Source organism: Leifsonia shinshuensis (assembly GCF_031456835.1).
Lineage (GTDB): Bacteria > Actinomycetota > Actinomycetes > Actinomycetales > Microbacteriaceae > Leifsonia > Leifsonia shinshuensis_C.
On sequence record NZ_JAVDVK010000001.1, the window covers coordinates 1832167 to 1854384 of the forward strand.

A 22218-nucleotide genomic window follows, 5' to 3' on the forward strand; every position below is an offset into this window, starting at 1 on the left:
ACCCGCGCCCGCCCATCCAAGGGTCGCAACACGCGGTTATCCGGCGGCCAGAACGGCGTGTTGCGACCCCTCAATGCCGGCGGAACGACGAAGGCCCCGCATCCGGGGATGCGGGGCCTTCGTTCGGAACGGGAGGGTGTTACGCCTTCTCCGCCTCGGTCTCGGCGTCGGACTCGCCGGCAACCTCGGTGTCGGCGGTGGCGTCCTCCGCGACCTCGGCCTCGGCGGCCGCGGTCTCGGTGCTGGTCTCCTCGACCGGGGTCTCCTCGGTCGCGGTCTCCTCGGTCGAGGTCTCCTCGGCCGGCGCGGCCTTGGGGGCGGCGGAGGTCTTGGTCGACTTCACCTTCGGGGTGACCGGCTCGAGGACGAGCTCGATCTGAGCCATCGGGGCGTTGTCGCCCTTGCGGAAGCCGAGCTTCGTGATGCGGGTGTAGCCGCCCTCACGCTCGGCGACCAGCGGCGCGATCTCCGTGAAGAGCTCGTGCACGACGGACTTGTCGCTGATCACGGCGAGCACGCGACGGCGGGCGTGCAGGTCGCCGCGCTTCGCGAACGTGATCAGGCGCTCGGCCACGGGACGGAGGCGCTTCGCCTTGGTCTCGGTGGTCTTGATGCTCTTGTGGGTGAAGAGCGCAGCGGCCAGGTTCGCGAGCAGCAGGCGCTCGTGCGCCGGGCCGCCCCCGAGGCGGGGGCCCTTGGTGGGCTTAGGCATGATCGGTTATCTCCAGTGTTGAAAAGGTCTGATGGCTGAGTCGGACGACGAGCCTCAGATGGTGGTGGACTCGTCCTCGTCGTAGCCGCTGTAGAAGTGGGCGCCGTCGAACCCGGGGACCGAGTCCTTCAGCGACAGGCCCATCTCCGTCAGCTTGTCCTTGACCTCATCCACCGACTTCTGACCGAAGTTGCGGATGTTCATGAGCTGCGTCTCCGACAGCGAGACGAGCTCGCTCACGGTGTTGATGCCCTCGCGCTTGAGGCAGTTGTACGAACGGACCGACAGGTCGAGGTCCTCGATCGGCATCGACAGCTCGGAGCTGAGGACGGCGTCGACCGGAGCCGGGCCGATCTCGATGCCCTCGGCTGCGCTGTTGAGCTCGCGGGCCAGACCGAACAGCTCGACCAGGGTGCGGCCGGCCGAGGCGATGGCGTCGCGCGGGCTGATCGCGGGCTTGGTCTCCACGTCGACGACCAGACGGTCGAAGTCGGTGCGCTCACCGGCACGGGTGGCCTCGACACGGTAGGTGACCTTGAGGACGGGCGAGTAGATCGAGTCGATCGGGATCTGGCCCGCCTCGCTGTACTCGTTGCGGTTCTGCTGCGCCGAGACGTAGCCGCGGCCGCGCTCGATGGTCAGCTCGACCTCGAACTTCGCCTTGTCGTTGAGCGTCGCGATGACGAGCTCGGGGTTGTGGATCTCCACACCGGCCGGGGCCGAGATGTCGGCGGCGGTGACCTGACCGGCGCCCGTCTTGCGGAGGTACGCGGTGATCGGCTCGTCGTGCTCGCTCGAGACCACCAGACCCTTGATGTTCAGGATGATCTCGGTCACGTCCTCCTTCACGCCCGGCACGGTGCTGAACTCGTGCAGCACACCGTCGATGCGGATGCTGGTGACCGCGGCGCCGGGGATGGAGGAGAGCAGGGTGCGGCGCAGGGAGTTGCCGAGGGTGTATCCGAAGCCGGGCTCCAGCGGCTCGATGACGAACCGCGAGCGGAACTCGGAGATGTTCTCTTCGGTGAGCGTAGGACGCTGTGCAATGAGCACTATTGATTCCTTTCGGCTGAATGTCCGCTATATGACATTCGCTTCTACTGAGGTGGGGGTGTCACGCCGTCAGGCGGCGACCCGGTGGAGTCGCCGCCTGCGGCGGACTGAAGAGAACTGCTTAGACGCGACGGCGCTTGGGCGGGCGGCAACCGTTGTGCGCCTGCGGGGTGACGTCGTTGATCGAGCCGACCTCGAGGCCTGCGGCCTGGAGGGAGCGGATCGCCGTCTCGCGACCCGAACCCGGGCCCTTGACGAAGACGTCGACCTTCTTCATGCCGTGCTCCTGCGCCTGACGCGCAGCCGACTCGGCGGCGAGCTGCGCCGCGAACGGGGTCGACTTGCGGGAGCCCTTGAACCCGACGCCGCCGGACGAGGCCCAGCTGATGACCGCACCGGTGGTGTCGGTGATCGAGACGATCGTGTTGTTGAACGTGCTCTTGATGTGGGCCTGGCCCACAGCGATGTTCTTCTTTTCCTTCTTGCGCGGCTTGCGAGCGGCCGACTTGGGTGCTGCCATTTCTTCTCCTGAATCCTAAGAGCGTGGGGCCGCGGGCCTTAGCGCGCCTTCTTCTTGCCGGCCACGGTGCGCTTCGGACCCTTGCGGGTACGAGCGTTGGTCTTGGTGCGCTGGCCGCGGACCGGGAGGCCCTTGCGGTGGCGGATGCCCTCGTAGCTGCCGATCTCGACCTTGCGGCGGATGTCGGCGGCCACCTCGCGGCGCAGGTCGCCCTCCACCTTGAAGTTGCCCTCGATGTAGTCGCGGAGAGCGACGAGCTGCTCGTCGGTCAGGTCCTTGACGCGGATGTCGCCCGAGATCTCGGTCTCGCGCAGTGTCTGGAGGGCGCGGGTGCGGCCGACTCCGTAGATGTAGGTGAGTGCGACCTCCACGCGCTTCTCGCGCGGGATGTCGACGCCTGCTAGACGTGCCATGTGTTGGCTTCTCCTGTGATGAGTGGAGGTCTGCAGCGATCCCGGTGCCCCGGCCTCCTCCGAGGGTGTCCCCCGCATCCGTCTCCGGATGCGGGTTCTGGGATCGCCTGTTCTTCTATTCGGTTGTGACTGCGTTCAGCCGCGTTCGCTCAGCCCTGGCGCTGCTTGTGACGCGGGTTCTCGCAGATGACCATGACCCGGCCGTTGCGACGGATGACCTTGCACTTGTCGCAGATCTTCTTGACGGAGGGGTTGACCTTCATGAGTGTTTCTAACCTTTGTTCGCTGTCCTCGTACCTCGCCCGGGGCGACCCGTTGGGCGAGGCCGTTACTTACAGCAGACCTTTACTTGTAGCGGTAGACGATCCGGCCGCGGGTCAGATCGTAGGGGCTCAGCTCCACGATCACGCGGTCCTCGGGGAGGATGCGGATGTAGTGCTGGCGCATCTTGCCGGAGATGTGGGCAAGAACCTTGTGACCGTTCGTCAGCTCGACGCGGAACATCGCGTTGGGCAGAGCTTCGATCACGGATCCTTCGATCTCGATGACACCGTCTTTTTTGGCCATAGCCTCACTGTCGCTAAAAGTAGTGGTTTGCTGGTCGTGCGTTGATCGGCGGAAGGCTCGTCTGAAACGTGCCTAAGACACCAAGGATCTATCTTATGGGAAAGGGAGCGATTCCGCCAATCCGCGTGTATCATCTGCGCGCGCTCTGAGCGAACCCGCGTCGAGACGGCTCCGGCGGGTCACGGGATGGGGGTCGGAGTCACGCCGAACGGCGCCAGCCCGGCCGCTCCGCCGTCGCGGGCGGTCAGCACCCAGATGCCGTCCGCGTGCACGGCGACGCTGTGCTCCCAGTGCGCTGCGGCCGACGAGTCCTCCGTAGCGACGGTCCAGCCGTCGTCCTTGACGTAGGTCTCCTGGGAGCCGAGGACGACCATCGGCTCGATGGCGACGACGAGTCCGGGCTTGATCTCCGGGCCCTTCGCGCGCACGCGGTAGTTGAAGACCGGGGGCTCCTCGTGCATCCGCCGGCCGATGCCGTGGCCGATGTAATCGGTGAGGATGCCGTAGTCGCCCTGCGTCATGATGTGGTCCTCGATCGCCTCCCCCACCTCGTTGAGGTAGCGGGCCGAAGCGAGCGTGGCGATGCCGCGCCAGAGCGACTGCTCGGTCACGTCCGAAAGTCGCTGCCGCTCGGCCACGGTCTCGGGATGCGCGGGGTCCGGCAGCACGAACGTGCGCGCCGCATCCCCGTTCCAGCCGTTCAGGATCGCGCCGCTGTCCACCGAGAGGATGTCGCCCGGTTCCAGGATGCGCCCGCTCGGGATGCCGTGCACGACCTCGTCGTTGACCGACGCGCAGATCGTGTGGTGGTATCCAGGCTCCAGCTTGAAGTTGGACGCTCCCCCGGCGTCGACGATCGCACGCTCCGCGATCGCGTCCAGCTCGAGGGTCGAGACGCCCGCCGCCACTGCCGCGGCGACGCTCTCAAGGGAGGCGGCGGTCGCCAGCCCCGGCGCGACCATGTCGCGCAACTGAGCGGGCGTCTTGTAGATCGACTTCTTGAAGACCACCGTCAGGCCACGGACTCGCCCGTCGAGGCGCCGGCGACGGGGAGGATGCCCCGCTCGGCCAGCGCCGCGGCGATGCGCTCGGCCACCTCGTCGATCCCGCCGAGGCCGTCGACGGGGACGAGGAGACCGCGCTCGCGGTACACGTCGATCAGCGGGGACGTCTCGCGCAGGTACACCTGCTGGCGGTGGCGGATCGCCTCCTCCGAGTCGTCGGCGCGGCCCTGCTCGTGGGCGCGCTTGCTGAGGCGCTCCACGATCTCGTCCTGATCGGCGGTCAGCTGGATGACGGCGTCGAGCTTCTCGCCCTGGCCGGCCAGCAGCTCGTCCAGGTACTCGACCTGAGCCAGCGTCCGCGGGTAGCCGTCGAGCAGGAAGCCGCCGGCCGCATCCTCTTCGCCCAGGCGGTCGGCGACCAGCTGGTTGGTGAGGCTGTCGGGAACGTAGTCGCCCGCATCCACGATGGCCTTGACCTGCTTGCCGAGCTCGGTCTCGTTCTTGATGTTGGCCCGGAAGATGTCGCCCGTGGAGATGTCGGGGATCCCGTATGCGGTGGTGATGCGGGCGGCCTGGGTGCCTTTGCCCGCTCCGGGGGGACCGACGATCAGCATTCGGGTCAACGCAGAAGCCCTTCGTAATGCCGCTGCTGGAGCTGGGAGTCGATCTGCTTGACCGTCTCCAGTCCCACACCGACGATGATCAGGATGGACGTACCGCCGAACATGAAGTTCTGGCTCGCACCGATCAAGGCGAAGGCGACCAATGGGATCAGCGCGATGATGCCGAGGTAGAACGAGCCGGGCAGCGTCACGCGGGTGAGCACGTAGTCGAGGTACTCGGCCGTCGGGCGGCCCGCGCGGATGCCGGGGATGAAGCCGCCGTACTTCTTCATGTTGTCCGCGACCTCCTCCGGGTTGAAGGTGATGGCCACGTAGAAGTACGTGAAGCCCACGATCAGGAGGAAGTACAGGAGCATGTAGAGCGGGTGGTCGCCCTTGGTCAGGTAGTTGGTGATCCAGGTCACCCACGGCGCCGGGGCCTTGCCCGCGGCGGGCTGGTTGAACTGCGCGATCAGGGCGGGCAGGTACAGCAGCGACGAGGCGAAGATGACGGGCACGACGCCGGCCATGTTGACCTTGATCGGGATGTACGTGTTGTTGCCGCCGTACGTCCGCCGGCCGACCATGCGCTTCGCGTACTGCACGGGGATGCGCCGCTGCGACTGCTCGACGAAGACGACGCCCATGACGATGAGCAGTCCGATCGCGATCACGACCAGGAGGATCTCGATGCCCTGCGACTGGCCGACCGCCCAGAGCGAGGACGGGAACTGCGCGGCGATCGAGGTGAAGATGAGGAGCGACATGCCGTTGCCGATGCCGCGCTCGGTGACGAGCTCGCCCATCCACATGATGAGGCCGGTACCGGCGGTCATCGTGATGACCATCAGCATGATCGCGTACCACGAGTCGTCCGTGATGAGCTGCGTGCACTGCGAGACGGCGGTGGTGCCGAACAGTGCGCCGCTGCGGGCGACGGTGATGAGGGTGGTGGACTGCAGGACGCCCAGCGCGATTGTGAGGTAGCGCGTGTACTGCGTCAGCTTGGCCTGGCCCGCCTGGCCCTCCTTGTAGAGGGTCTCGAAGCGCGGGATGACCACGCGCAGCAGCTGCACGATGATCGACGCGGTGATGTACGGCATGATGCCGAGCGCGAAGATCGAGAGCTTGAGGAGCGCGCCGCCGGAGAACAGGTTCACCAGCGAGTAGAGGCCGGACGTGTCCTGGTTGGCGTTCAGACAGGTCTGGACGTTACCGAAGTCGACGAACGGCGCAGGGATGAAGGAGCCCAACCGGAAGAGGGCGATGATGCCCAGGGTGAAGAAGATCTTCCGGCGAAGATCCGGGGTGCGGAAGATCCGCGCAACGGCGCTAAACAAACCTGCGTCCTGCTTTCCTAAGAGTCAGTCGGGTGGCCGGTCTCCCGGCCACCCGACTCGACTGCTGTTCGGGTGGCTACTGGACGGAGCCACCAGCGGCGACGATCTTCTGCTCGGCAGAGCCGGAGACCTTGTCGACCGCAACGTTCAGCTTAACCGCAATGTCCCCGTTGCCGAGAACCTTGACCTTCTCGTTCTTGCGAACGGCGCCCTTGGCGACGAGGTCCGCGACGGTGACGTCACCGCCGGACGGGTACAGCTCGGCGAGCTTCTCCAGGTTCACGACCTGGTACTCGACCCGGAACGGGTTCTTGAAGCCGCGCAGCTTCGGCGCACGCATGTGCAGCGGAAGCTGGCCGCCCTGGAAACCGGGCCGGACCTGGTAACGCGCCTTGGTGCCCTTGGTACCGCGGCCGGCCGTCTTACCCTTCGAACCCTCACCGCGTCCGACGCGGGTCTTGTCCTTCTTGGCGCCGGCGGCGGGACGGAGGTGGTGCACCTTCAGGACCTGCTCGCGGGGCTCCGCGACGTCCTTCTTGGCCGACGCCTTGGCGGCCGGCTTTGCGGACACCGTGTCGTCCTTCGTCGAGGCGGCAGCCTTGTCGGCGGCGGAAGCCGTCGCCTTCTTGGCCGGAGCCTTCTTCGCGGTGCTGGTCTTCTCGGCGGCCGGCTTGTCGGCGGCAGCCTTGGTGCTCGCGGCCTTGGTCGCGGGCTTCTTGGTGGCCGGCTTCTCGGCGGCCTCAGTGGTGGCCTTGTCGTCAGCCATTAGTCGATCTCCTCAACCTTCACCAGGTGAGCGACGGTGTTGACGTACCCGCGGTTCTGCGGATTGTCCTCGCGGACGACGACGTCACCGATGCGCTTCAGTCCCAGACTGCGCAGCGTGTCGCGCTGGTACTGCTTCTCGCTCACTTTCGACTTGATCTGCGTGATCTTCAGACGCGCAGCCATCAGGCACCTGCCTTAGCGGTCGCGGCGGCCTCGGCCAGCGCTGCCTCAGTGCGAAGCAGGCGCGCCGGGGCGACCTGGTCGTAGTCGAGGCCACGGCGGGCAGCGACGGCACGGGGCTCCTCGAGCTGCTTCAGCGCCTCGACGGTCGCGTGCACGATGTTGATCGTGTTCGACGAGCCGAGCGACTTGCTCAGGACGTCGTGGATGCCCGCGCACTCGAGCACGGCGCGCACCGGACCACCGGCGATGACACCGGTACCGGCGGCGGCCGGACGCAGGAGGACGACGCCGGCGGCGGCCTCACCCTGCACCGGGTGCGGGATGGTGTTGCCGACGCGCGGGACGCGGAAGAAGTTCTTCTTCGCCTCCTCGACGCCCTTCGAGATCGCCAGCGGCACCTCACGGGCCTTGCCGTAGCCGACGCCCACCAGGCCGTTGCCGTCGCCGACGACCACGAGAGCGGTGAAGCTGAAGCGACGACCACCCTTCACGACCTTCGAGACGCGGTTGATGGTGACGACGCGCTCCAGGAACTGGCTCTTGTCGGCGTCACGGCTGCCACGGTCGCGGTTGGGGTTGCGCTCGCGGCCACCGCGGCGCGGCTCGCGCTCGCTCCGGGTGTTGTTGTCGGTGCCCGCAGCGGTCTCGACCGGCTGCGTGCTGTCCGTTACCTGATCGGCCACGGTCTGCTCCTTGTTGTTTGCGTCGCTCACAGGTTCAGTCCACCCTCTCGAGCTCCCTCGGCGACAGCGGCGACGCGACCCGCGTACTTGCTGCCACCACGGTCGAACACGACGGCCTCGACCCCGGCGCTCTTCGCGCGCTCGGCGACGAGCTCGCCGACCTTGCGGGCCTTGGCGGTCTTGTCACCGTCGAACGTGCGGAGGTCGGCCTCCATGGTCGACGCCGAGGCCAGCGTGTGGCCCTTCGCGTCGTCGACGACCTGCACGAAGACGTGGCGGGCCGAACGGGTGACGACCAGGCGCGGACGGACCGCGGTGCCCTCGATCTTCTTGCGAAGGCGGGTGTGACGGCGGTCGCGAGCGGCCGCCTTGCTCTTTCCTCTGGTACCCAGAGCCATGATTACTTACCAGCCTTTCCGGCCTTGCGACGAACGACCTCGCCGGCGTAGCGCACGCCCTTGCCCTTGTACGGCTCGGGCTTGCGGATCTTGCGGATGTTCGCGGCGACCTCGCCGACGGCCTGCTTGTCGATCCCGGCCACGGTGAGGCGGTTGTTGCCCTCGACCGTGAACGTGATGCCGGCCGGCGGCTCCACGGTCACCGGGTGCGAGAAGCCGAGCGCGAACTCGACGGCCGCACCCTTCTGCACGACGCGGTAACCGGTGCCGACGATCTCCAGGCCCTTGGAGTAGCCCTGGGTGACGCCGATGATCTGGTTGTTGATGAGGGTGCGGGTGAGGCCGTGCAGCGAACGCGACTCGCGCTCGTCGTCCGGACGGGTCACGAGGACCTGGTTCTCCTCGAGCTTGACCTCGATCGGGTTCGCGACGGTGAGGCTCAGCTCACCCTTCGGACCCTTGACGGTGACGGCCTGGCCGTCGATCTTCACATCGACCCCGGCGGGGACGTCGATGGGCAGTCTTCCAATACGCGACATGGCGGATTACCACACGTAGGCGAGGACTTCCCCACCCACGCCCTTCTTCTCAGCCTGACGGTCCGTGAGCAGACCGGAGGAGGTGGACAGGATGGCGATGCCGAGGCCGCCGAGCACCGTGGGGAGCTCCGTGGACTTCGCGTAGACGCGGAGGCCGGGCTTCGACACGCGCTTGATACCGGCGATGGAACGCTCGCGGTCCGGACCGAACTTGAGGTTCAGGGTCAGGGTCTTGCCGACGCGGGCGTCGGTGACCTCCCAGCCGGAGATGTAGCCCTCGTTGGTGAGGATCTCGGCGATGTGGGCCTTGAGCTTCGAGTGCGGCATCGACACGGTGTCGTGGTGAGCCGAGTTCGCGTTGCGCAGTCTGGTCAGCATGTCTGCGACCGGATCTGTCATGGTCATTTCGGTGTTTCCTTTGGTCACCAGGTTTCGTTCAGCCGTTACACGACTGACGACCTGTGGTGGAAGCGGGCCGGCCAGGCCGGCCGGCCCGCAGGTGGGCCTAGTTGGCCGCGTCGCTCGAACGGAACGGGAAGCCGAGCTGCTTCAGCAGCGCGCGGCCCTCGTCGTCGTTCTTGGCAGTGGTCACCACGGTGATGTCCATGCCGCGGACGCGGTCGATGCGGTCCTGGTTGATCTCGTGGAACATCGACTGCTCCGTGAGACCGAACGTGTAGTTGCCGTTCCCGTCGAACTGCTTGTCGCTGAGGCCGCGGAAGTCGCGGATACGCGGAAGCGCGAGGGAGAGCAGGCGGTCGAGGAACTCCCACATGCGGTCGCCGCGCAGCGTGACGTGCGCACCGATCGGCTGGCCCTCGCGCAGCTTGAACTGCGCGATGGACTTGCGGGCCTTGGTGACCTGAGGCTTCTGGCCGGTGATCAGGGTGAGGTCGTTGACCGCACCGTCGATCACCTTGCCGTCACGAGCCGCCTCGCCGACACCCATGTTGACGACGATCTTCACCAGACCGGGCACCTGGTGCACGTTGGTGAAGCCGAAGTCTCCCTGGAGCTGCTTGGAGATCTCGTTCTTGTACTTCTGCTTCAGGCGCGGCTGGATTTTGCCAGCAGCGGTTGCAGTGTCGGTCATTACAGGTCCTTACCAGACTTCTTGGCGTAACGAACGCGGACCGTCTTGGTGACGCCGTCCTTCGTGACGCTCTCTTCGCGGAAGCCGACGCGGGTCGGCTTCTTGCTCTCGGGGTCGACCAGCGCCACGTTCGAGACGTGGATCGGGGCCTCGTGGGTCTCGATGCCGCCGGTCTTCGTGCCACGCTGCGTCTGGCCGACGCGCACGTGCTTGGTCACGAAGTTGACGCCCTCGACGATGACGCGGTTCTGCTCGACGAGAACCTCGATGACGCGACCCTGCTTGCCACGGTCACCACCGCGGGCCTGCGAGCGGCCCGAGATGACCTGGACCAGGTCGCCCTTCTTGATGTTCGCCATGGGTTACAGCACCTCCGGTGCGAGCGAGATGATCTTCATGAACTTCTTGTCGCGGAGCTCGCGGCCGACCGGTCCGAAGATGCGCGTGCCGCGGGGGTCACCGTCGTTCTTCAGGATGACAGCGGCGTTCTCGTCGAACTTGATGTAGGAGCCGTCCGGGCGGCGGGTGTTCTTGCGAACACGCACGACGACCGCCTTGACGACGTCGCCCTTCTTGACGTTCCCACCCGGGATCGCGTCCTTGACCGTGGCGACGATGACGTCGCCGAGGCCGGCGTAGCGACGGCTGGAGCCGCCGAGCACGCGGATCGCGAGGAGCTCCTTGGCGCCGGTGTTGTCGGCGACCTTGAGTCGGGATTCCTGCTGGATCACTTGGCCTTCTCCAGAATCTCAACCAGGCGCCAGCGCTTGCTGGCGCTCAGGGGACGGGTCTCGTTGATGAGAACGAGGTCGCCGATGCCGGCGGTGTTGTTCTCGTCGTGCGCCTTCACCTTGGAGGTGCGGCGGATGACCTTGCCGTACAGGGGGTGCTTCACGCGGTCCTCGACCTCGACGACGATGGTCTTGTCCATCTTGTCGCTGACGACGTAACCGCGACGGGCCTTGCGGTACCCGCGGACGAGGGCCTCGCCGGCCGCCGACTCCGCGGCCGCGGCCTTGGTGGTCTCAGCCATTACTTGGCCTCCTCATTCGTGGTGTCGACCTCGGCCTCGGCGGCCGGGGCCGCCTTCTTGGCGCGGGTCTTCTTCTTCTCGGCCGGCGCGGCCTCGGCCGGGGCCGGGGTCGCCCGGATCCCGAGCTCGCGCTCGCGGATCACGGTGTAGATACGAGCGATGTCACGCTTCACGGCGCGCAGGCGGCCGTGGCTCTCGAGCTGGCCGGTGGCCGACTGGAAGCGCAGGTTGAACAACTCTTCCTTGGCCTTCTTCAGCTCGTCGACGAGACGCTCGTCTTCGAAAGTGTCGAGCTCGCTCGAGGCAAGCTCCTTGGAACCGATCGCCATTATGCGTCGCCCTCCTCGCGCTTGATGATGCGTGCCTTGAGGGGCAGCTTGTGGATTGCACGGGTCATGGCCTCGCGAGCGAGTTCCTCGGAGACTCCCGAGACCTCGAAGAGGACGCGACCCGGCTTGACGTTCGCGACCCACCACTCGGGCGAACCCTTGCCGGAACCCATTCGGGTCTCGGCCGGCTTCTTCGTGAGCGGACGGTCGGGGTAGATGTTGATCCACACCTTGCCGCCACGCTTGATGTGACGCGTCATGGCGATACGAGCGGACTCGATCTGACGGTTGGTCACGTAAGCGGGCGTCAGGGCCTGGATGCCGAACTCGCCGAAGGAGACCTTCGTGCCACCGGTCGCCTGGCCGCTACGGCCGGGGTGGTGCTGCTTGCGGTGCTTGACTCTGCGTGGGATCAACATGGTTATGCCTCAACTCCTGCTGCGGCCGGCGCGGCCGTGGTCTCGGGGGCGTTGCCCCGGCCACCGCGACGCGGACGGTCGTTGCGCTCGCGGGACGGCTTGACGTTCGCCTGCTCGCGAGCCAGTTCCTTGTTCGTGATGTCGCCCTTGTAGATCCACACCTTCACACCGATGCGACCGAAGGTGGTCTTGGCCTCGTAGAAGCCGTAGTCGATGTTGGCGCGGAGCGTGTGCAGCGGCACACGACCCTCGCGGTAGAACTCGGAGCGGCTCATCTCGGCGCCGCCGAGACGGCCGGACACCTGGATGCGGACACCCTTGGCGCCGGCGCGCTGCGCGCCCTGCAGGCCCTTGCGCATCGCGCGGCGGAAGGCCACACGGGCGGAGAGCTGCTCGGCGATGCCCTGCGCGACGAGCTGGGCGTCGGCCTCGGGGTTCTTGACCTCGAGGATGTTCAGCTGGATCTGCTTGCCGGTGAGCTTCTCGAGGTCGGCGCGGATGCGCTCGGCCTCGGCGCCACGACGACCGATCACGATGCCCGGGCGGGCGGTGTGGATGTCGACGCGGACGCGGTCACGGGTGCGCTCGATCTCGATGCGCGAGACTCCCGCGCGGTCGAGCGACGTCTGCAGCAGGCGGCGGATCTTGACGTCCTCGGCGAGGTAGTCGCTGTACTTCTGACCCGGCTTGGTGCTGTCCGAGAACCAGCGCGACACGTGGTCGGTGGTGATGCCCAGACGGAAGCCGTAGGGATTGACTTTCTGGCCCATTACTTGCTCGCCTTCTTCACGGTGCTGGCCTTCTTCGCTGGCTGAGCGTCCACGACCTCATCCGGCGTCGCGAGGACGATCGTGATGTGGCTGGTGCGCTTGTTGATCCGGAAGGCCCGGCCCTGTGCACGCGGCTGGAACCGCTTGAGGGTGGTTCCCTCGTCCACGAAGGCGCGGCTCACGTACAGGTCCTGCTCGTCCAGGTAGGTGTTGCTCTGGTCGGCCTTGACCCGCGCGTTGGCGATGGCCGAGGCGACGAGCTTGTAGACAGGCTCGCTCGCGCTCTGCGGCGCGAACTTCAGGATGGCCAGGGCCTCCTGGGCCTGCTTGCCGCGGATCAGGTTGACGACGCGGCGGGCCTTCATGGGGGTGACGCGGATGTGTCGCACGCGGGCGATCGACTCCACCATTTCTCTCCTCCTTTCGCCTCCGCGTTAGCGGCGGCGACCCTTCTTGTCGTCCTTCACGTGACCGCGGAAGGTACGGGTCGGCGCGAACTCGCCGAGCTTGTGACCGACCATGGTCTCGGTGACGAACACCGGGATGTGCTTGCGACCGTCGTGCACCGCGATGGTGTGACCCAGCATGGCGGGGACGATCATCGAGCGGCGCGACCAGGTCTTGATCACGTTCTTGCTGTTGGCCTCGTTCGCGGCGACCACCTTGCGAAACAGGTGCTCGTCGACGAAGGGGCCCTTCTTGAGACTGCGTGGCATCTTCTCGAACTCCTACTTGCGCTTCTTGCCGGCGTTACGGCGGCGGACGATGAGCTTGTCGCTTTCCTTGTTGGGGTGGCGCGTACGGCCTTCCTTCTGACCCCACGGGCTGACCGGGTGGCGACCACCGGAGGTCTTGCCCTCACCACCACCGTGCGGGTGGTCGATCGGGTTCATCGCGACACCGCGGACGGTCGGGCGGACGCCCTTCCAGCGCATGCGGCCGGCCTTGCCCCAGTTGATGTTCGACTGCTCGGCGTTGCCGACCTCGCCGATCGTCGCGCGGCAGCGCGCGTCGACGTTGCGGACCTCGCCCGAGGGGAGGCGCAGCTGGGCGTAGGGGCCGTCCTTCGCGACGAGGCGCACCGACGAACCGGCCGAACGGGCGATCTTCGCGCCGCCGCCCGGCTTCAGCTCGATCGCGTGCACGACGGTACCGGTCGGGATGTTGCGCAGCGGCAGGTTGTTGCCCGGCTTGATGTCCGCGCCGGCACCCGACTCCACGACGTCGCCCTGCTTGAGGCCGGCCGGCGCGAGGATGTAGCGCTTGGTGCCGTCCACGAAGTGGAGCAGCGCGATACGAGCGGTGCGGTTGGGGTCGTACTCGATGTGAGCGACCTTGGCGTTGACGCCGTCCTTGTCGTTGCGACGGAAGTCGATCACGCGGTACTGGCGCTTGTGGCCACCACCGATGTGACGGGTCGTGATGCGGCCCTGGTTGTTGCGGCCACCGCTCTTCGACAGCGGACGGAGAAGGGACTTCTCCGGCGTCGAGCGAGTGATCTCGGCGAAGTCGGCGACCGAGGAGCCGCGACGACCGGGGGTCGTGGGCTTGTAGTTACGAATAGCCATGTCTGTCTTCCTCTAGTCCTTCGCTCAGCCGACGGCCGTGAAGATGTCGATGGAACCGGACTTCAGCGTGACGATGGCGCGCTTGGTGTCCTTGCGCTTGCCGATGCCGAAGCGGGTGCGGCGGGTCTTGCCCTGACGGTTCAGGGTGTTCACCGAAGCGACCTCGACCTTGAAGATCGACTCGATCGCGAGCTTGATCTCGGTCTTGTTCGAGCGGGGGTCGACGACGAAGGTGTACTTGCCCTCGTCGATCAGGCCGTAGCTCTTCTCGGAGACCACCGGGGCGATGATGATGTCGCGCGGGTCCTTGTTGACGGCCATTACGCATCCACCTCTTCCTTGTTGCTCGCAGTGTTCGTCTTGGAGGCGATGAAGCCCTCGAGCGCGGCCTGCGAGAAGACGATGTCGTCGCTCACCAGGACGTCGTAGGCGTTCAGCTGGTCGAAGGTCAGCACGTGCACCGAGGGGACGTTGCGGACGCTCTTGAAGGCCAGCTCGTCGTCGCGCTCCAGCACGACGAGGACGTGCTTCGAGGTCGCGATGCCGCTCAGCAGGTCGACGACGGCCTTGGTCGAGGGCGCGTCACCGGAGGTGAAGGCCTGGACGGCGTGGAGACGGGCGCCGCGAGCGCGGTCCGAGAGAGCGCCGAGCAGAGCAGCGGCGATCATCTTCTTCGGGGTGCGCTGCGCGTAGCTGCGCGGCGTCGGGCCGTGGACGATGCCACCACCGGTCATCTGCGGGGCGCGGATGGAACCCTGGCGGGCGCGACCGGTGCCCTTCTGCTTGAACGGCTTGCGGCCGGCGCCGGAGACCTCGCCACGACCCTTGGTCTTGTGCGTGCCCTGGCGTGCCGCGGCGAGCTGCGCCGTGACGACCTGGTGGATCAGCGGGATGTTGGTCTGAACGTCGAACAGGGCCTCGGGAAGCTCGATGGAGCCGGCCTTCTTGCCCTTGAGGTCGACGACGTCAATCGAGGTAGCCATGTGCTTAGGCCCCCTTCACTGCGTTGCGGACGAAAACGATGCGGCCACGAGCGCCGGGAACGGCGCCCTTGACCAGCAGCAGGCCCTTCTCGGCGTCGATGCCCTGCACCTTGAGGTTCAGGACGGTGACGCGCTCGCCACCCATGCGACCGGCCATGCGCATGCCCTTGAAGACACGGCTGGGGGTCGAGGAGGCGCCGATGGAGCCCGGCTTGCGGTGGTTGCGGTGCGCACCGTGCGAAGCGGAGACGCCCTGGAAGTTGTGGCGCTTCATGACACCGGCGAAGCCCTTGCCCTTCGAGGTACCCACGACGTCGACCAGCTGGCCGATCTCGAAGGTGCCGTCGACGGTGAGCTCCTGGCCGGCCGCGTACTCGGCGGCGTCGGCGGTGCGGACCTCGGTGAGGTGACGACGCGGGGTGACGCCCGCCTTGTCGAAGTGACCGGCGGACGGCTTGTTGACCTTGCGGGGGTCGATCTGGCCGTAGGCGATCTGGACGGCGTTGTAGCCGTCGGCCTCGGGGGTGCGGACCTGGGTCACGACGTTCGGCGTGATCTCGATGACCGTGACGGGGATGAGCTTGTTGTTCTCGTCCCAGACCTGGGTCATGCCGAGCTTCTTGCCGAGGAGACCCTTGGAGGTCTTGGTGTCGTGCGCTGCGCTGTTGGAGTTAGGCATGGTGACACTCCCCCTTAGAGCTTGATCTCGATGTTGACGTCGGCGGGCAGGTCGAGACGCATGAGCGAGTCGACGGCCTTCGGCGTCGGGTCGATGATGTCGATCAGCCGCTTGTGCGTGCGCATCTCGAAGTGCTCGCGGCTGTCCTTGTACTTGTGGGGCGAACGGATGACGACCACCACGTTCTTCTCGGTGGGAAGGGGCACCGGGCCGACGACGGTCGCGCCTGCACGGGTCACCGTGTCGACGATCTTGCGCGCCGAGGTGTCGATGACCTCGTGGTCATACGACTTAAGCCGAATGCGGATCTTCTGTCCCGCCATGTCTGACTCTCTCTCTTGTTATGGCGTCGTACGAGACGGCTCTCTCGAGTCGTTCTTCGCATTGGACGCGGTGCGACGTACGCGTGGGGAACGCCACTATTCTTCTGTCAACTCACCCGAGCCGGCCGGTTCGTGGCACAGGGGTAACCCCTGGCCTCTACGGTGGTCTGATTGAGCGTGTCCTGCTGCCTGCGGCCTAACCATCGGTCGCTTCTGCGACGGGTTATGCACTGCCTGGCAGTGATCCGGTCGGCGGGCGCACCTGCGCACGCGTTCCGAAATGTTGAACTAGACAAGTTTGCCAGATCGCGGCCAATGCTGCAACCCGGGCGTGTCGCGCCGGCGTGGCGCGCCTCGCGCGCGGCGACTGCCGCGTCCCGTAACGTCTGCGCGTGCGCGACGGGCGGCAGACGTTACGAGACGGCGCAGTCGTCCCAGCGGGTACGCGGGTCGGCGGGCAGGCCGGCGTCGGAGAGGAGGCGGGCCAGGGCGCCGGCCTCGCGGGCGGTGCTCCAGCGCCAGCGCACGACGGTCCAGCCGAGGGCGCGGAGGCGGTCCTCGCGGATCTTCTCGTCGAGCACCACCCGCTCGGCGGACCGGCCGCCCCGCAGGGAGGCGTCGAGGTACTTCGCGTCGCCGTCGGCCTCGCCGATCAGGCCGAACTCAGGCCACGCGAAGTCGGCGTAGCCGATCCGGCCGCGCCGGTCGTCGAACGGCTCCTGCAAGAGCGGACGCGGGAGCCCCGCTTCGTGCATCGCCACGCGGCTGATCGACTCGAGCGGGGACTCGGCGCGTCCGTCCGCGAAACCGATCACCTCCAGTGCCCGGCGATGTCCGCGCAACGGCTGCGCGCGCATCCATGCGGCCAGGAGAGCCTCACGGCGAGCCTCGCCGCTCACGAGGTCGCGGGCGTCCGCGCCGGCGAGGACGTGGTCGGCGACGGCGACGGCCTCGGCTCGCGACGAGGTCGCCGCGATGTCGACGACGGTCCGCTCGAGGCCGGTGCACCGCATCCCGTGCACATCGACGATGTCGTCCTGCGGCACATCGACGGAGTGAGCACGTACATCCCGGGCAGAGCGGCCGCCGCTCGTCCGGCCGACGGCGATGTGGATGAAGTCGGCGCGATCTCGGGCGAACGGAAGGTCGTGCAGTGCCGCAGCAGACCAGTGCGAGAACACCGGCGGAGTCGCACGCGTCCGGCCGAACGCACTGGCACGGACGAGATGTCGCTCGCGCGCACCGAGATGGTCCCATTCGGAGCGGTCGACGTAAGCACCCCGGCCCACCCGGATCTCGTCGCCCCGGTGAGCGGCCCGCGCGTGCTGCTGCCGCGTCTCCGCATGGCCGTGGAGGTGACGGACGAGCACCGTGGGCGGAAGCCGGAGCAGCGGAGTGTCGGAGGAGCGCATCCCTCCGGTCTACCGGCGGTTACGCACCGGGCGAAGACGTGCCGCAGATCTGTGGAGACCGTCGGCAACCCCGTGGCCTGTGGACAGTGGCTTCTGCTCCGATTCGTAACGTCTGCGGCGGGGCGACGGGGCGCAGACGTTACGGAACGCAGCAGTCGCGGTGCCGGCCGGACATAAAGGAGCGGGGCCGGCTCTGCCGACCCCGCTCGAGTGGCGCCTCGCGCCGCCACTCAGCTGATGTGTCCACGACCGCTACGCGGCCCCCGAACTTCCGTTGCGAGAACCTGTCAGCGACGTGGGCTGGTTTGCGAGGCCGTGGGTATCCATAGGCACTCCTCTCATCGACGGAACCGTTCGGTTGATACGGTGCGTCAATTCTGCGACGGAGATGCCGCCGGGTAAAGCCCCGGTGAACACAAAAGAGGGCCGGACCCGAAGGCCCGACCCTCTTCAAGCGAGGTCGCGAGGACTTACTTGTTGATCTTCGTGACGGTACCGGCGCCCACGGTGCGGCCACCCTCACGGATGGCGAAGCCGAGGCCCTCCTCCATGGCGATCGGCTGGATCAGCTCGACCGACATGTCGGTGGTGTCGCCGGGCATGACCATCTCGGTGCCCTCGGGCAGCGAGATGACGCCGGTGACGTCGGTGGTGCGGAAGTAGAACTGCGGACGGTAGTTCGTGTAGAAGGGGTTGTGACGGCCACCCTCATCCTTGGACAGGATGTAGGCGGTTCCCTCGAAGTTGGTGTGAGGGGTCACAGAACCCGGCTTCGCGACGACCTGGCCGCGCTCCACGTCCTCGCGCTTGGTGCCGCGGAGGAGCAGACCACAGTTCTCGCCGGCCCACGCCTCGTCGAGCTGCTTGTGGAACATCTCGATACCGGTGACCGTGGTCTTCTGCGTCGGGCGGATGCCGACGATCTCGACCTCGGAGTTGATGGCGAGGGTGCCGCGCTCGGCGCGACCGGTGACGACGGTGCCACGACCGGTGATCGTGAAGACGTCCTCGATCGGCATCAGGAACGGCTTGTCCTTGTCGCGCACCGGGTCCGGGATGGACTCGTCGACGGCCTCCATGAGGTCGAGGATGGACTGCGTCCACTTCTCGTCGCCCTCGAGAGCCTTCAGGCCCGAGACGCGGACGACCGGAGCGTTGTCGCCGTCGAAGTCCTGGCTGGAGAGCAGCTCACGGACCTCGAGCTCGACAAGCTCCAGGATCTCCTCGTCATCGACCATGTCGGACTTGTTCAGCGCGACGAGCAGGTACGGCACGCCGACCTGCTTGGCGAGCAGAACGTGCTCACGGGTCTGAGCCATCGGGCCGTCGGTGGCGGCGACCACGAGGATCGCGCCGTCCATCTGAGCGGCACCGGTGATCATGTTCTTGATGTAGTCGGCGTGACCCGGGGCGTCAACGTGCGCGTAGTGGCGCTTCGGCGTCTCGTACTCGACGTGCGAGATGTTGATCGTGATACCACGCTGACGCTCTTCCGGAGCCGAGTCGATCGACGCGAAGTCGCGCTGAACGTTGGTCGCCGACGGGTACTTGTCAGCAAGCACCTTGGAGATCGCCGCGGTGAGCGTCGTCTTGCCGTGGTCGACGTGACCGATGGTTCCGATGTTGACGTGCGGCTTAGTCCGCTCGAACTTGGCCTTAGCCACTGTGGGTCCTCCTCAGGACTCTCGTGCAGGTCCCCCGGTCGACGGATTTCGACCGGTGGGATCTGCGGATTGGTTTCTTATGTTACGGGATGTTGCCTGGGGTGAGCGACCGAGGTCACTCGCCCTTGCTCTTCTGGACGATCTCGTCGGCCACAGCCTTCGGGACCTCCGCGTAGCTGTCGAACTGCATCGAGTACACCGCGCGGCCCGAGGTCTTCGACCGCAGGTCGCCGATGTATCCGAACATCTCGGACAGCGGAACGTTGGCACGCACCACCTTGACACCGCTGGCGTCCTCCATGGACTGGATCTGCCCACGACGGGAGTTCAGGTCGCCGATCACGTCGCCCATGTACTCCTCCGGCGTACGCACCTCGACCGCCATGAGCGGCTCGAGGAGCACCGGGTTCGCCTTCCGAGCGGCCTCCTTGTAGGCCATCGAGCCGGCGATCTTGAACGCCATCTCCGAGGAGTCGACGTCGTGCGAGGCACCGTCGACGAGCGTCGCCTTGACGCCCACCGTCGGGAAGCCGGCGAGAACGCCGACCTGCATCGCGTCCTGGATGCCCGCATCCACCGAGGGGATGTACTCGCGCGGGACGCGACCGCCGGTGACGGCGTTCACGAACTCGTACGAGGTCTCCGGGGTGACCTCCATGGGCTCCAGGCTGATCTGCACCTTTGCGAACTGACCGGAACCACCGGTCTGCTTCTTGTGGGTGTAGTCGTACTTCTCCACCGTGCGGCGGATGGTCTCGCGGTAGGCCACCTGGGGCTTACCGACGTTCGCCTCGACGTTGAACTCGCGCTTCATGCGGTCGACGAGGATGTCGAGGTGGAGCTCGCCCATGCCCTTGATGACGGTCTGGCCGGTCTCCTGGTTCTGCTCGGTGCGGAACGTCGGGTCCTCTTCGGCCAGCTTCTGGATCGCGGTGCCCAGCTTCTCCTGGTCGGCCTTGGTCTTCGGCTCGATGGCGACCTCGATCACCGGCTCCGGGAAGGTCATCGACTCGAGCACGACCTGGTTGTCCGGGTCGCTCAGGGTGTCACCGGTGGTGGTGTCCTTGAGGCCGATCACCGCGTAGATGTTCCCGGCGGTGACGAAGTCGACCGGGTTCTCCTTGTTGGCGTGCATCTGGAAGATCTTGCCGATGCGCTCCTTCTTGCCCTTGGTCGAGTTGACGACCTGGGCACCGGAGTCGATGCGGCCCGAGTACACGCGGACGTAGGTCAGACGACCGAAGAACGGGTGCACGGCGACCTTGAAGGCCAGCGCCGAGAAGGGCTCGGTCGCGTCGGCGTGACGCATGATGACCTGCTCCTCGTCGCGCGGGTTGTGCGCCTCGATGGCGGGCACGTCGAGCGGCGACGGGAGGTAGTCGATCACGGCGTCGAGCATCGGCTGGACGCCGCGGTTCTTGAACGCCGAACCGCAGAGGACCGGGTAGATCTCGTTGTTGACGGTGAGCTTGCGGATCGCGGCCTTGATCTCGGGGACCGTGATCTCCTCGCCGCCGAAGAACTTCTCGAGCAGCGCGTCGTCGCTCTCGGCGACGGTCTCGATCAGCTTCGCGCGGTACTCCTCGGCCTTGGCCTGGAGGTCGGCGGGGATCTCCTGGACCTCGTACTTGGCGCCCATGGTCACATCGCCCTTGGCGTCGCCCGGCCAGACCAGCGCGCGCATCTCGATCAGGTCGACGACGCCGACGAAGTCGGACTCGGAACCGATCGGGAGCTGCATCACCAGCGGCTTGGCGCCGAGGCGGGAGATGATGGTGTCGACCGTGAAGTAGAAGTCGGCGCCCAGCTTGTCCATCTTGTTGACGAAGCAGATGCGCGGGACGTTGTACTTGTCGGCCTGGCGCCACACGGTCTCCGACTGGGGCTCCACGCCCTCCTTCGCGTCGAAGACGGCGACCGCGCCGTCGAGCACGCGGAGCGAGCGCTCCACCTCGACGGTGAAGTCGACGTGTCCGGGCGTGTCGATGATGTTGATCTGGTTCTTGTTCCAGAAGCAGGTCACGGCCGCGGACGTGATGGTGATGCCGCGCTCCTTCTCCTGCTCCATCCAGTCGGTGGTCGAGGCGCCGTCGTGCGTCTCGCCGATCTTGTGGTTGACGCCCGTGTAGAACAGGATGCGCTCGGTCGTGGTGGTCTTGCCGGCATCGATGTGGGCCATGATGCCGATGTTGCGGACCTTGTTCAGGTCAGTGAGCACGTCCTGTGCCACAGGGTTCCTCCGAAAAGTTGAAAGTGGAAGGTGTGCCGTCCGGGCGCGGCACTGTTCAGTACAACGCCCGGACGGCCAGATTTATTACCAGCGGTAGTGAGCGAAGGCCTTGTTCGACTCGGCCATCTTGTGCGTGTCCTCACGGCGCTTCACGGCGGCGCCGAGGCCGTTCGAGGCGTCGAGGATCTCGTTGGTGAGACGCTCGGTCATCGTCTTCTCGCGACGGCCCTTGGCGTAGCTGGTGAGCCAGCGGAGCGCGAGGGTGTTGGCGCGGTGCGGCTTCACCTCGACCGGCACCTGGTAGGTCGAACCACCGACACGGCGGGAGCGGACCTCGAGGGTCGGACGGATGTTGTCGAGCGCCTTCTTGAGCGTGGTGACCGCATCCTGGCCGGACTTGGTGGCGACGCCCTCGAGCGCGTCGTAGACGATGCGCTCGGCGAGGCCCTTCTTGCCGTCGAGGAGGATCTTGTTGACGAGCTGGCTGACGACCGGGGACCCGTAGACCGGGTCGGCGACGACGGGGCGCTTCGGAGCGGGACCCTTGCGAGGCATTACTTCTTCTCCATCTTCGCGCCGTAACGGCTGCGAGCCTGCTTGCGGTTCTTCACGGCCTGGGTGTCCAGGGCGCCGCGGACGATCTTGTAGCGGACGCCGGGAAGGTCCTTCACACGGCCGCCACGGACGAGCACCATGGAGTGCTCCTGCAGGTTGTGGCCCTCACCGGGGATGTAAGCGGTGACCTCGGTCCCGTTCGACAGCTTCACACGGGCGACCTTGCGGAGCGCCGAGTTCGGCTTCTTGGGGGTGGTGGTGTAGACACGGGTGCACACGCCGCGCTGCTGGGGGTTGGCCTTCAGGGCGGGGGCCTTGGTCTTGGTGACCTTCGGCGTCCGTCCCTTGCGGACCAACTGCTGAATGGTTGGCACTGAA

The 22218-nt window shown here is 66.5% G+C and carries 34 protein-coding genes; all 34 read right to left on the reverse strand.

Annotated elements, in window-relative coordinates; genetic code table 11:
• Positions 1-139 precede the first annotated feature (139 nt).
• Positions 140-712, reverse strand: a complete 573-nt coding sequence (gene rplQ, locus J2W45_RS08930) for a 50S ribosomal protein L17 (protein WP_310130928.1) — start codon at positions 710-712, stop codon at positions 140-142.
• 54 nt (positions 713-766) lie between these two features.
• Positions 767-1765 carry a DNA-directed RNA polymerase subunit alpha gene (locus J2W45_RS08935; RefSeq protein WP_018191943.1) on the reverse strand — a complete coding sequence of 333 codons (999 nt, stop codon included), beginning with the start codon at positions 1763-1765 and terminating at the stop codon, positions 767-769.
• A gap of 121 nt (positions 1766-1886) precedes the next feature.
• Positions 1887-2285, reverse strand: a complete 399-nt coding sequence (rpsK, locus tag J2W45_RS08940) for a 30S ribosomal protein S11 (protein ID WP_018191944.1) — start codon at positions 2283-2285, stop codon at positions 1887-1889.
• A 38-nt stretch (positions 2286-2323) separates the two neighbouring features.
• Positions 2324-2698 carry a 30S ribosomal protein S13 gene (gene rpsM, locus J2W45_RS08945; RefSeq protein WP_018191945.1) on the reverse strand — a complete coding sequence of 125 codons (375 nt, stop codon included), beginning with the start codon at positions 2696-2698 and terminating at the stop codon, positions 2324-2326.
• Positions 2699-2847: 149 nt separating this feature from the next.
• Positions 2848-2961 (reverse strand): 50S ribosomal protein L36, encoded by a 114-nt coding sequence (gene rpmJ, locus J2W45_RS08950; RefSeq protein ID WP_011186712.1) that lies wholly within the window; start codon positions 2959-2961, stop codon positions 2848-2850.
• Between the two features lie 82 nt (positions 2962-3043).
• The gene (gene infA / locus J2W45_RS08955; protein WP_011186713.1) at positions 3044-3265 is read right to left on the reverse strand and encodes a translation initiation factor IF-1; all 222 of its coding nucleotides are present in this window, start codon (positions 3263-3265) and stop codon (positions 3044-3046) included.
• Between the two features lie 179 nt (positions 3266-3444).
• Positions 3445-4275: a type I methionyl aminopeptidase gene (gene map / locus J2W45_RS08960; RefSeq protein WP_310130935.1), complete on the reverse strand. Its 831-nt coding sequence runs from the start codon at positions 4273-4275 to the stop codon at positions 3445-3447.
• A 2-nt stretch (positions 4276-4277) separates the two neighbouring features.
• The gene (locus J2W45_RS08965; RefSeq protein ID WP_310130936.1) at positions 4278-4892 is read right to left on the reverse strand and encodes an adenylate kinase; all 615 of its coding nucleotides are present in this window, start codon (positions 4890-4892) and stop codon (positions 4278-4280) included.
• Positions 4889-6211 (reverse strand): preprotein translocase subunit SecY, encoded by a 1323-nt coding sequence (secY, locus tag J2W45_RS08970; protein WP_115697821.1) that lies wholly within the window; start codon positions 6209-6211, stop codon positions 4889-4891. Before secY ends, J2W45_RS08965 begins: the two co-directional genes overlap by 4 nt.
• Positions 6212-6287: 76 nt before the next feature.
• Positions 6288-6977 (reverse strand): 50S ribosomal protein L15, encoded by a 690-nt coding sequence (rplO, locus tag J2W45_RS08975; RefSeq protein WP_310130939.1) that lies wholly within the window; start codon positions 6975-6977, stop codon positions 6288-6290.
• The gene (rpmD, locus tag J2W45_RS08980; RefSeq protein ID WP_018191951.1) at positions 6977-7162 is read right to left on the reverse strand and encodes a 50S ribosomal protein L30; all 186 of its coding nucleotides are present in this window, start codon (positions 7160-7162) and stop codon (positions 6977-6979) included. The genes rplO and rpmD overlap by 1 nt, the downstream gene beginning before the upstream one ends.
• Positions 7162-7875 carry a 30S ribosomal protein S5 gene (gene rpsE, locus J2W45_RS08985; RefSeq protein WP_310130943.1) on the reverse strand — a complete coding sequence of 238 codons (714 nt, stop codon included), beginning with the start codon at positions 7873-7875 and terminating at the stop codon, positions 7162-7164. Before rpsE ends, rpmD begins: the two co-directional genes overlap by 1 nt.
• Positions 7872-8243, reverse strand: a complete 372-nt coding sequence (rplR, locus tag J2W45_RS08990; protein ID WP_310130946.1) for a 50S ribosomal protein L18 — start codon at positions 8241-8243, stop codon at positions 7872-7874. The genes rpsE and rplR overlap by 4 nt, the downstream gene beginning before the upstream one ends.
• A gap of 2 nt (positions 8244-8245) precedes the next feature.
• On the reverse strand, positions 8246-8782 hold the full coding sequence (rplF, locus tag J2W45_RS08995; protein WP_310130948.1) for a 50S ribosomal protein L6: 537 nt from the start codon (positions 8780-8782) through the stop codon (positions 8246-8248).
• A 6-nt stretch (positions 8783-8788) separates the two neighbouring features.
• Positions 8789-9187 carry a 30S ribosomal protein S8 gene (rpsH, locus tag J2W45_RS09000; protein WP_310130950.1) on the reverse strand — a complete coding sequence of 133 codons (399 nt, stop codon included), beginning with the start codon at positions 9185-9187 and terminating at the stop codon, positions 8789-8791.
• A gap of 100 nt (positions 9188-9287) precedes the next feature.
• Entirely contained in the window at positions 9288-9875 is a 588-nt protein-coding gene (rplE, locus tag J2W45_RS09005) for a 50S ribosomal protein L5 (protein WP_310130952.1), read from the reverse strand.
• On the reverse strand, positions 9875-10234 hold the full coding sequence (gene rplX, locus J2W45_RS09010; protein WP_090035914.1) for a 50S ribosomal protein L24: 360 nt from the start codon (positions 10232-10234) through the stop codon (positions 9875-9877). Before rplX ends, rplE begins: the two co-directional genes overlap by 1 nt.
• Positions 10235-10237: 3 nt before the next feature.
• Positions 10238-10606 carry a 50S ribosomal protein L14 gene (gene rplN, locus J2W45_RS09015; RefSeq protein WP_018191958.1) on the reverse strand — a complete coding sequence of 123 codons (369 nt, stop codon included), beginning with the start codon at positions 10604-10606 and terminating at the stop codon, positions 10238-10240.
• Entirely contained in the window at positions 10603-10908 is a 306-nt protein-coding gene (rpsQ, locus tag J2W45_RS09020; protein ID WP_310130954.1) for a 30S ribosomal protein S17, read from the reverse strand. Before rpsQ ends, rplN begins: the two co-directional genes overlap by 4 nt.
• Complete coding sequence (rpmC, locus tag J2W45_RS09025) at positions 10908-11237, reverse strand: 50S ribosomal protein L29 (RefSeq protein ID WP_089908569.1); 330 nt, start codon at positions 11235-11237, stop codon at positions 10908-10910. The genes rpsQ and rpmC overlap by 1 nt, the downstream gene beginning before the upstream one ends.
• Complete coding sequence (gene rplP, locus J2W45_RS09030) at positions 11237-11656, reverse strand: 50S ribosomal protein L16 (protein ID WP_055894786.1); 420 nt, start codon at positions 11654-11656, stop codon at positions 11237-11239. The genes rpmC and rplP overlap by 1 nt, the downstream gene beginning before the upstream one ends.
• A 2-nt stretch (positions 11657-11658) precedes the next feature.
• Positions 11659-12426, reverse strand: coding sequence for a 30S ribosomal protein S3 (gene rpsC, locus J2W45_RS09035; RefSeq protein WP_310130955.1), 768 nt, complete (start codon positions 12424-12426; stop codon positions 11659-11661).
• Entirely contained in the window at positions 12426-12836 is a 411-nt protein-coding gene (rplV, locus tag J2W45_RS09040) for a 50S ribosomal protein L22 (RefSeq protein ID WP_310130956.1), read from the reverse strand. Before rplV ends, rpsC begins: the two co-directional genes overlap by 1 nt.
• A 24-nt stretch (positions 12837-12860) precedes the next feature.
• A complete protein-coding gene (rpsS, locus tag J2W45_RS09045; RefSeq protein ID WP_018191964.1) occupies positions 12861-13142 on the reverse strand; it encodes a 30S ribosomal protein S19 in 282 nt (93 codons plus the stop codon).
• Positions 13143-13154: 12 nt separating this feature from the next.
• The gene (gene rplB / locus J2W45_RS09050) at positions 13155-13994 is read right to left on the reverse strand and encodes a 50S ribosomal protein L2 (protein ID WP_310130958.1); all 840 of its coding nucleotides are present in this window, start codon (positions 13992-13994) and stop codon (positions 13155-13157) included.
• A gap of 24 nt (positions 13995-14018) precedes the next feature.
• Entirely contained in the window at positions 14019-14315 is a 297-nt protein-coding gene (rplW, locus tag J2W45_RS09055; RefSeq protein WP_310130960.1) for a 50S ribosomal protein L23, read from the reverse strand.
• Positions 14315-14977 (reverse strand): 50S ribosomal protein L4, encoded by a 663-nt coding sequence (gene rplD, locus J2W45_RS09060; protein ID WP_310130962.1) that lies wholly within the window; start codon positions 14975-14977, stop codon positions 14315-14317. The genes rplW and rplD overlap by 1 nt, the downstream gene beginning before the upstream one ends.
• A 4-nt stretch (positions 14978-14981) precedes the next feature.
• On the reverse strand, positions 14982-15656 hold the full coding sequence (gene rplC, locus J2W45_RS09065; RefSeq protein ID WP_310130963.1) for a 50S ribosomal protein L3: 675 nt from the start codon (positions 15654-15656) through the stop codon (positions 14982-14984).
• Between the two features lie 14 nt (positions 15657-15670).
• Entirely contained in the window at positions 15671-15979 is a 309-nt protein-coding gene (gene rpsJ, locus J2W45_RS09070) for a 30S ribosomal protein S10 (protein WP_018191969.1), read from the reverse strand.
• Positions 15980-16392: 413 nt separating this feature from the next.
• Positions 16393-17391, reverse strand: coding sequence for a hypothetical protein (locus J2W45_RS09075; protein WP_310130964.1), 999 nt, complete (start codon positions 17389-17391; stop codon positions 16393-16395).
• A 470-nt stretch (positions 17392-17861) separates the two neighbouring features.
• Complete coding sequence (gene tuf / locus J2W45_RS09080; RefSeq protein WP_310130967.1) at positions 17862-19055, reverse strand: elongation factor Tu; 1194 nt, start codon at positions 19053-19055, stop codon at positions 17862-17864.
• A gap of 115 nt (positions 19056-19170) precedes the next feature.
• Entirely contained in the window at positions 19171-21285 is a 2115-nt protein-coding gene (fusA, locus tag J2W45_RS09085; RefSeq protein WP_310130969.1) for an elongation factor G, read from the reverse strand.
• 84 nt (positions 21286-21369) lie between these two features.
• Positions 21370-21840, reverse strand: coding sequence for a 30S ribosomal protein S7 (rpsG, locus tag J2W45_RS09090; protein ID WP_089908555.1), 471 nt, complete (start codon positions 21838-21840; stop codon positions 21370-21372).
• Entirely contained in the window at positions 21840-22214 is a 375-nt protein-coding gene (rpsL, locus tag J2W45_RS09095; RefSeq protein ID WP_011186743.1) for a 30S ribosomal protein S12, read from the reverse strand. Before rpsL ends, rpsG begins: the two co-directional genes overlap by 1 nt.
• Between the last annotated feature and the right edge of the window lie 4 nt (positions 22215-22218).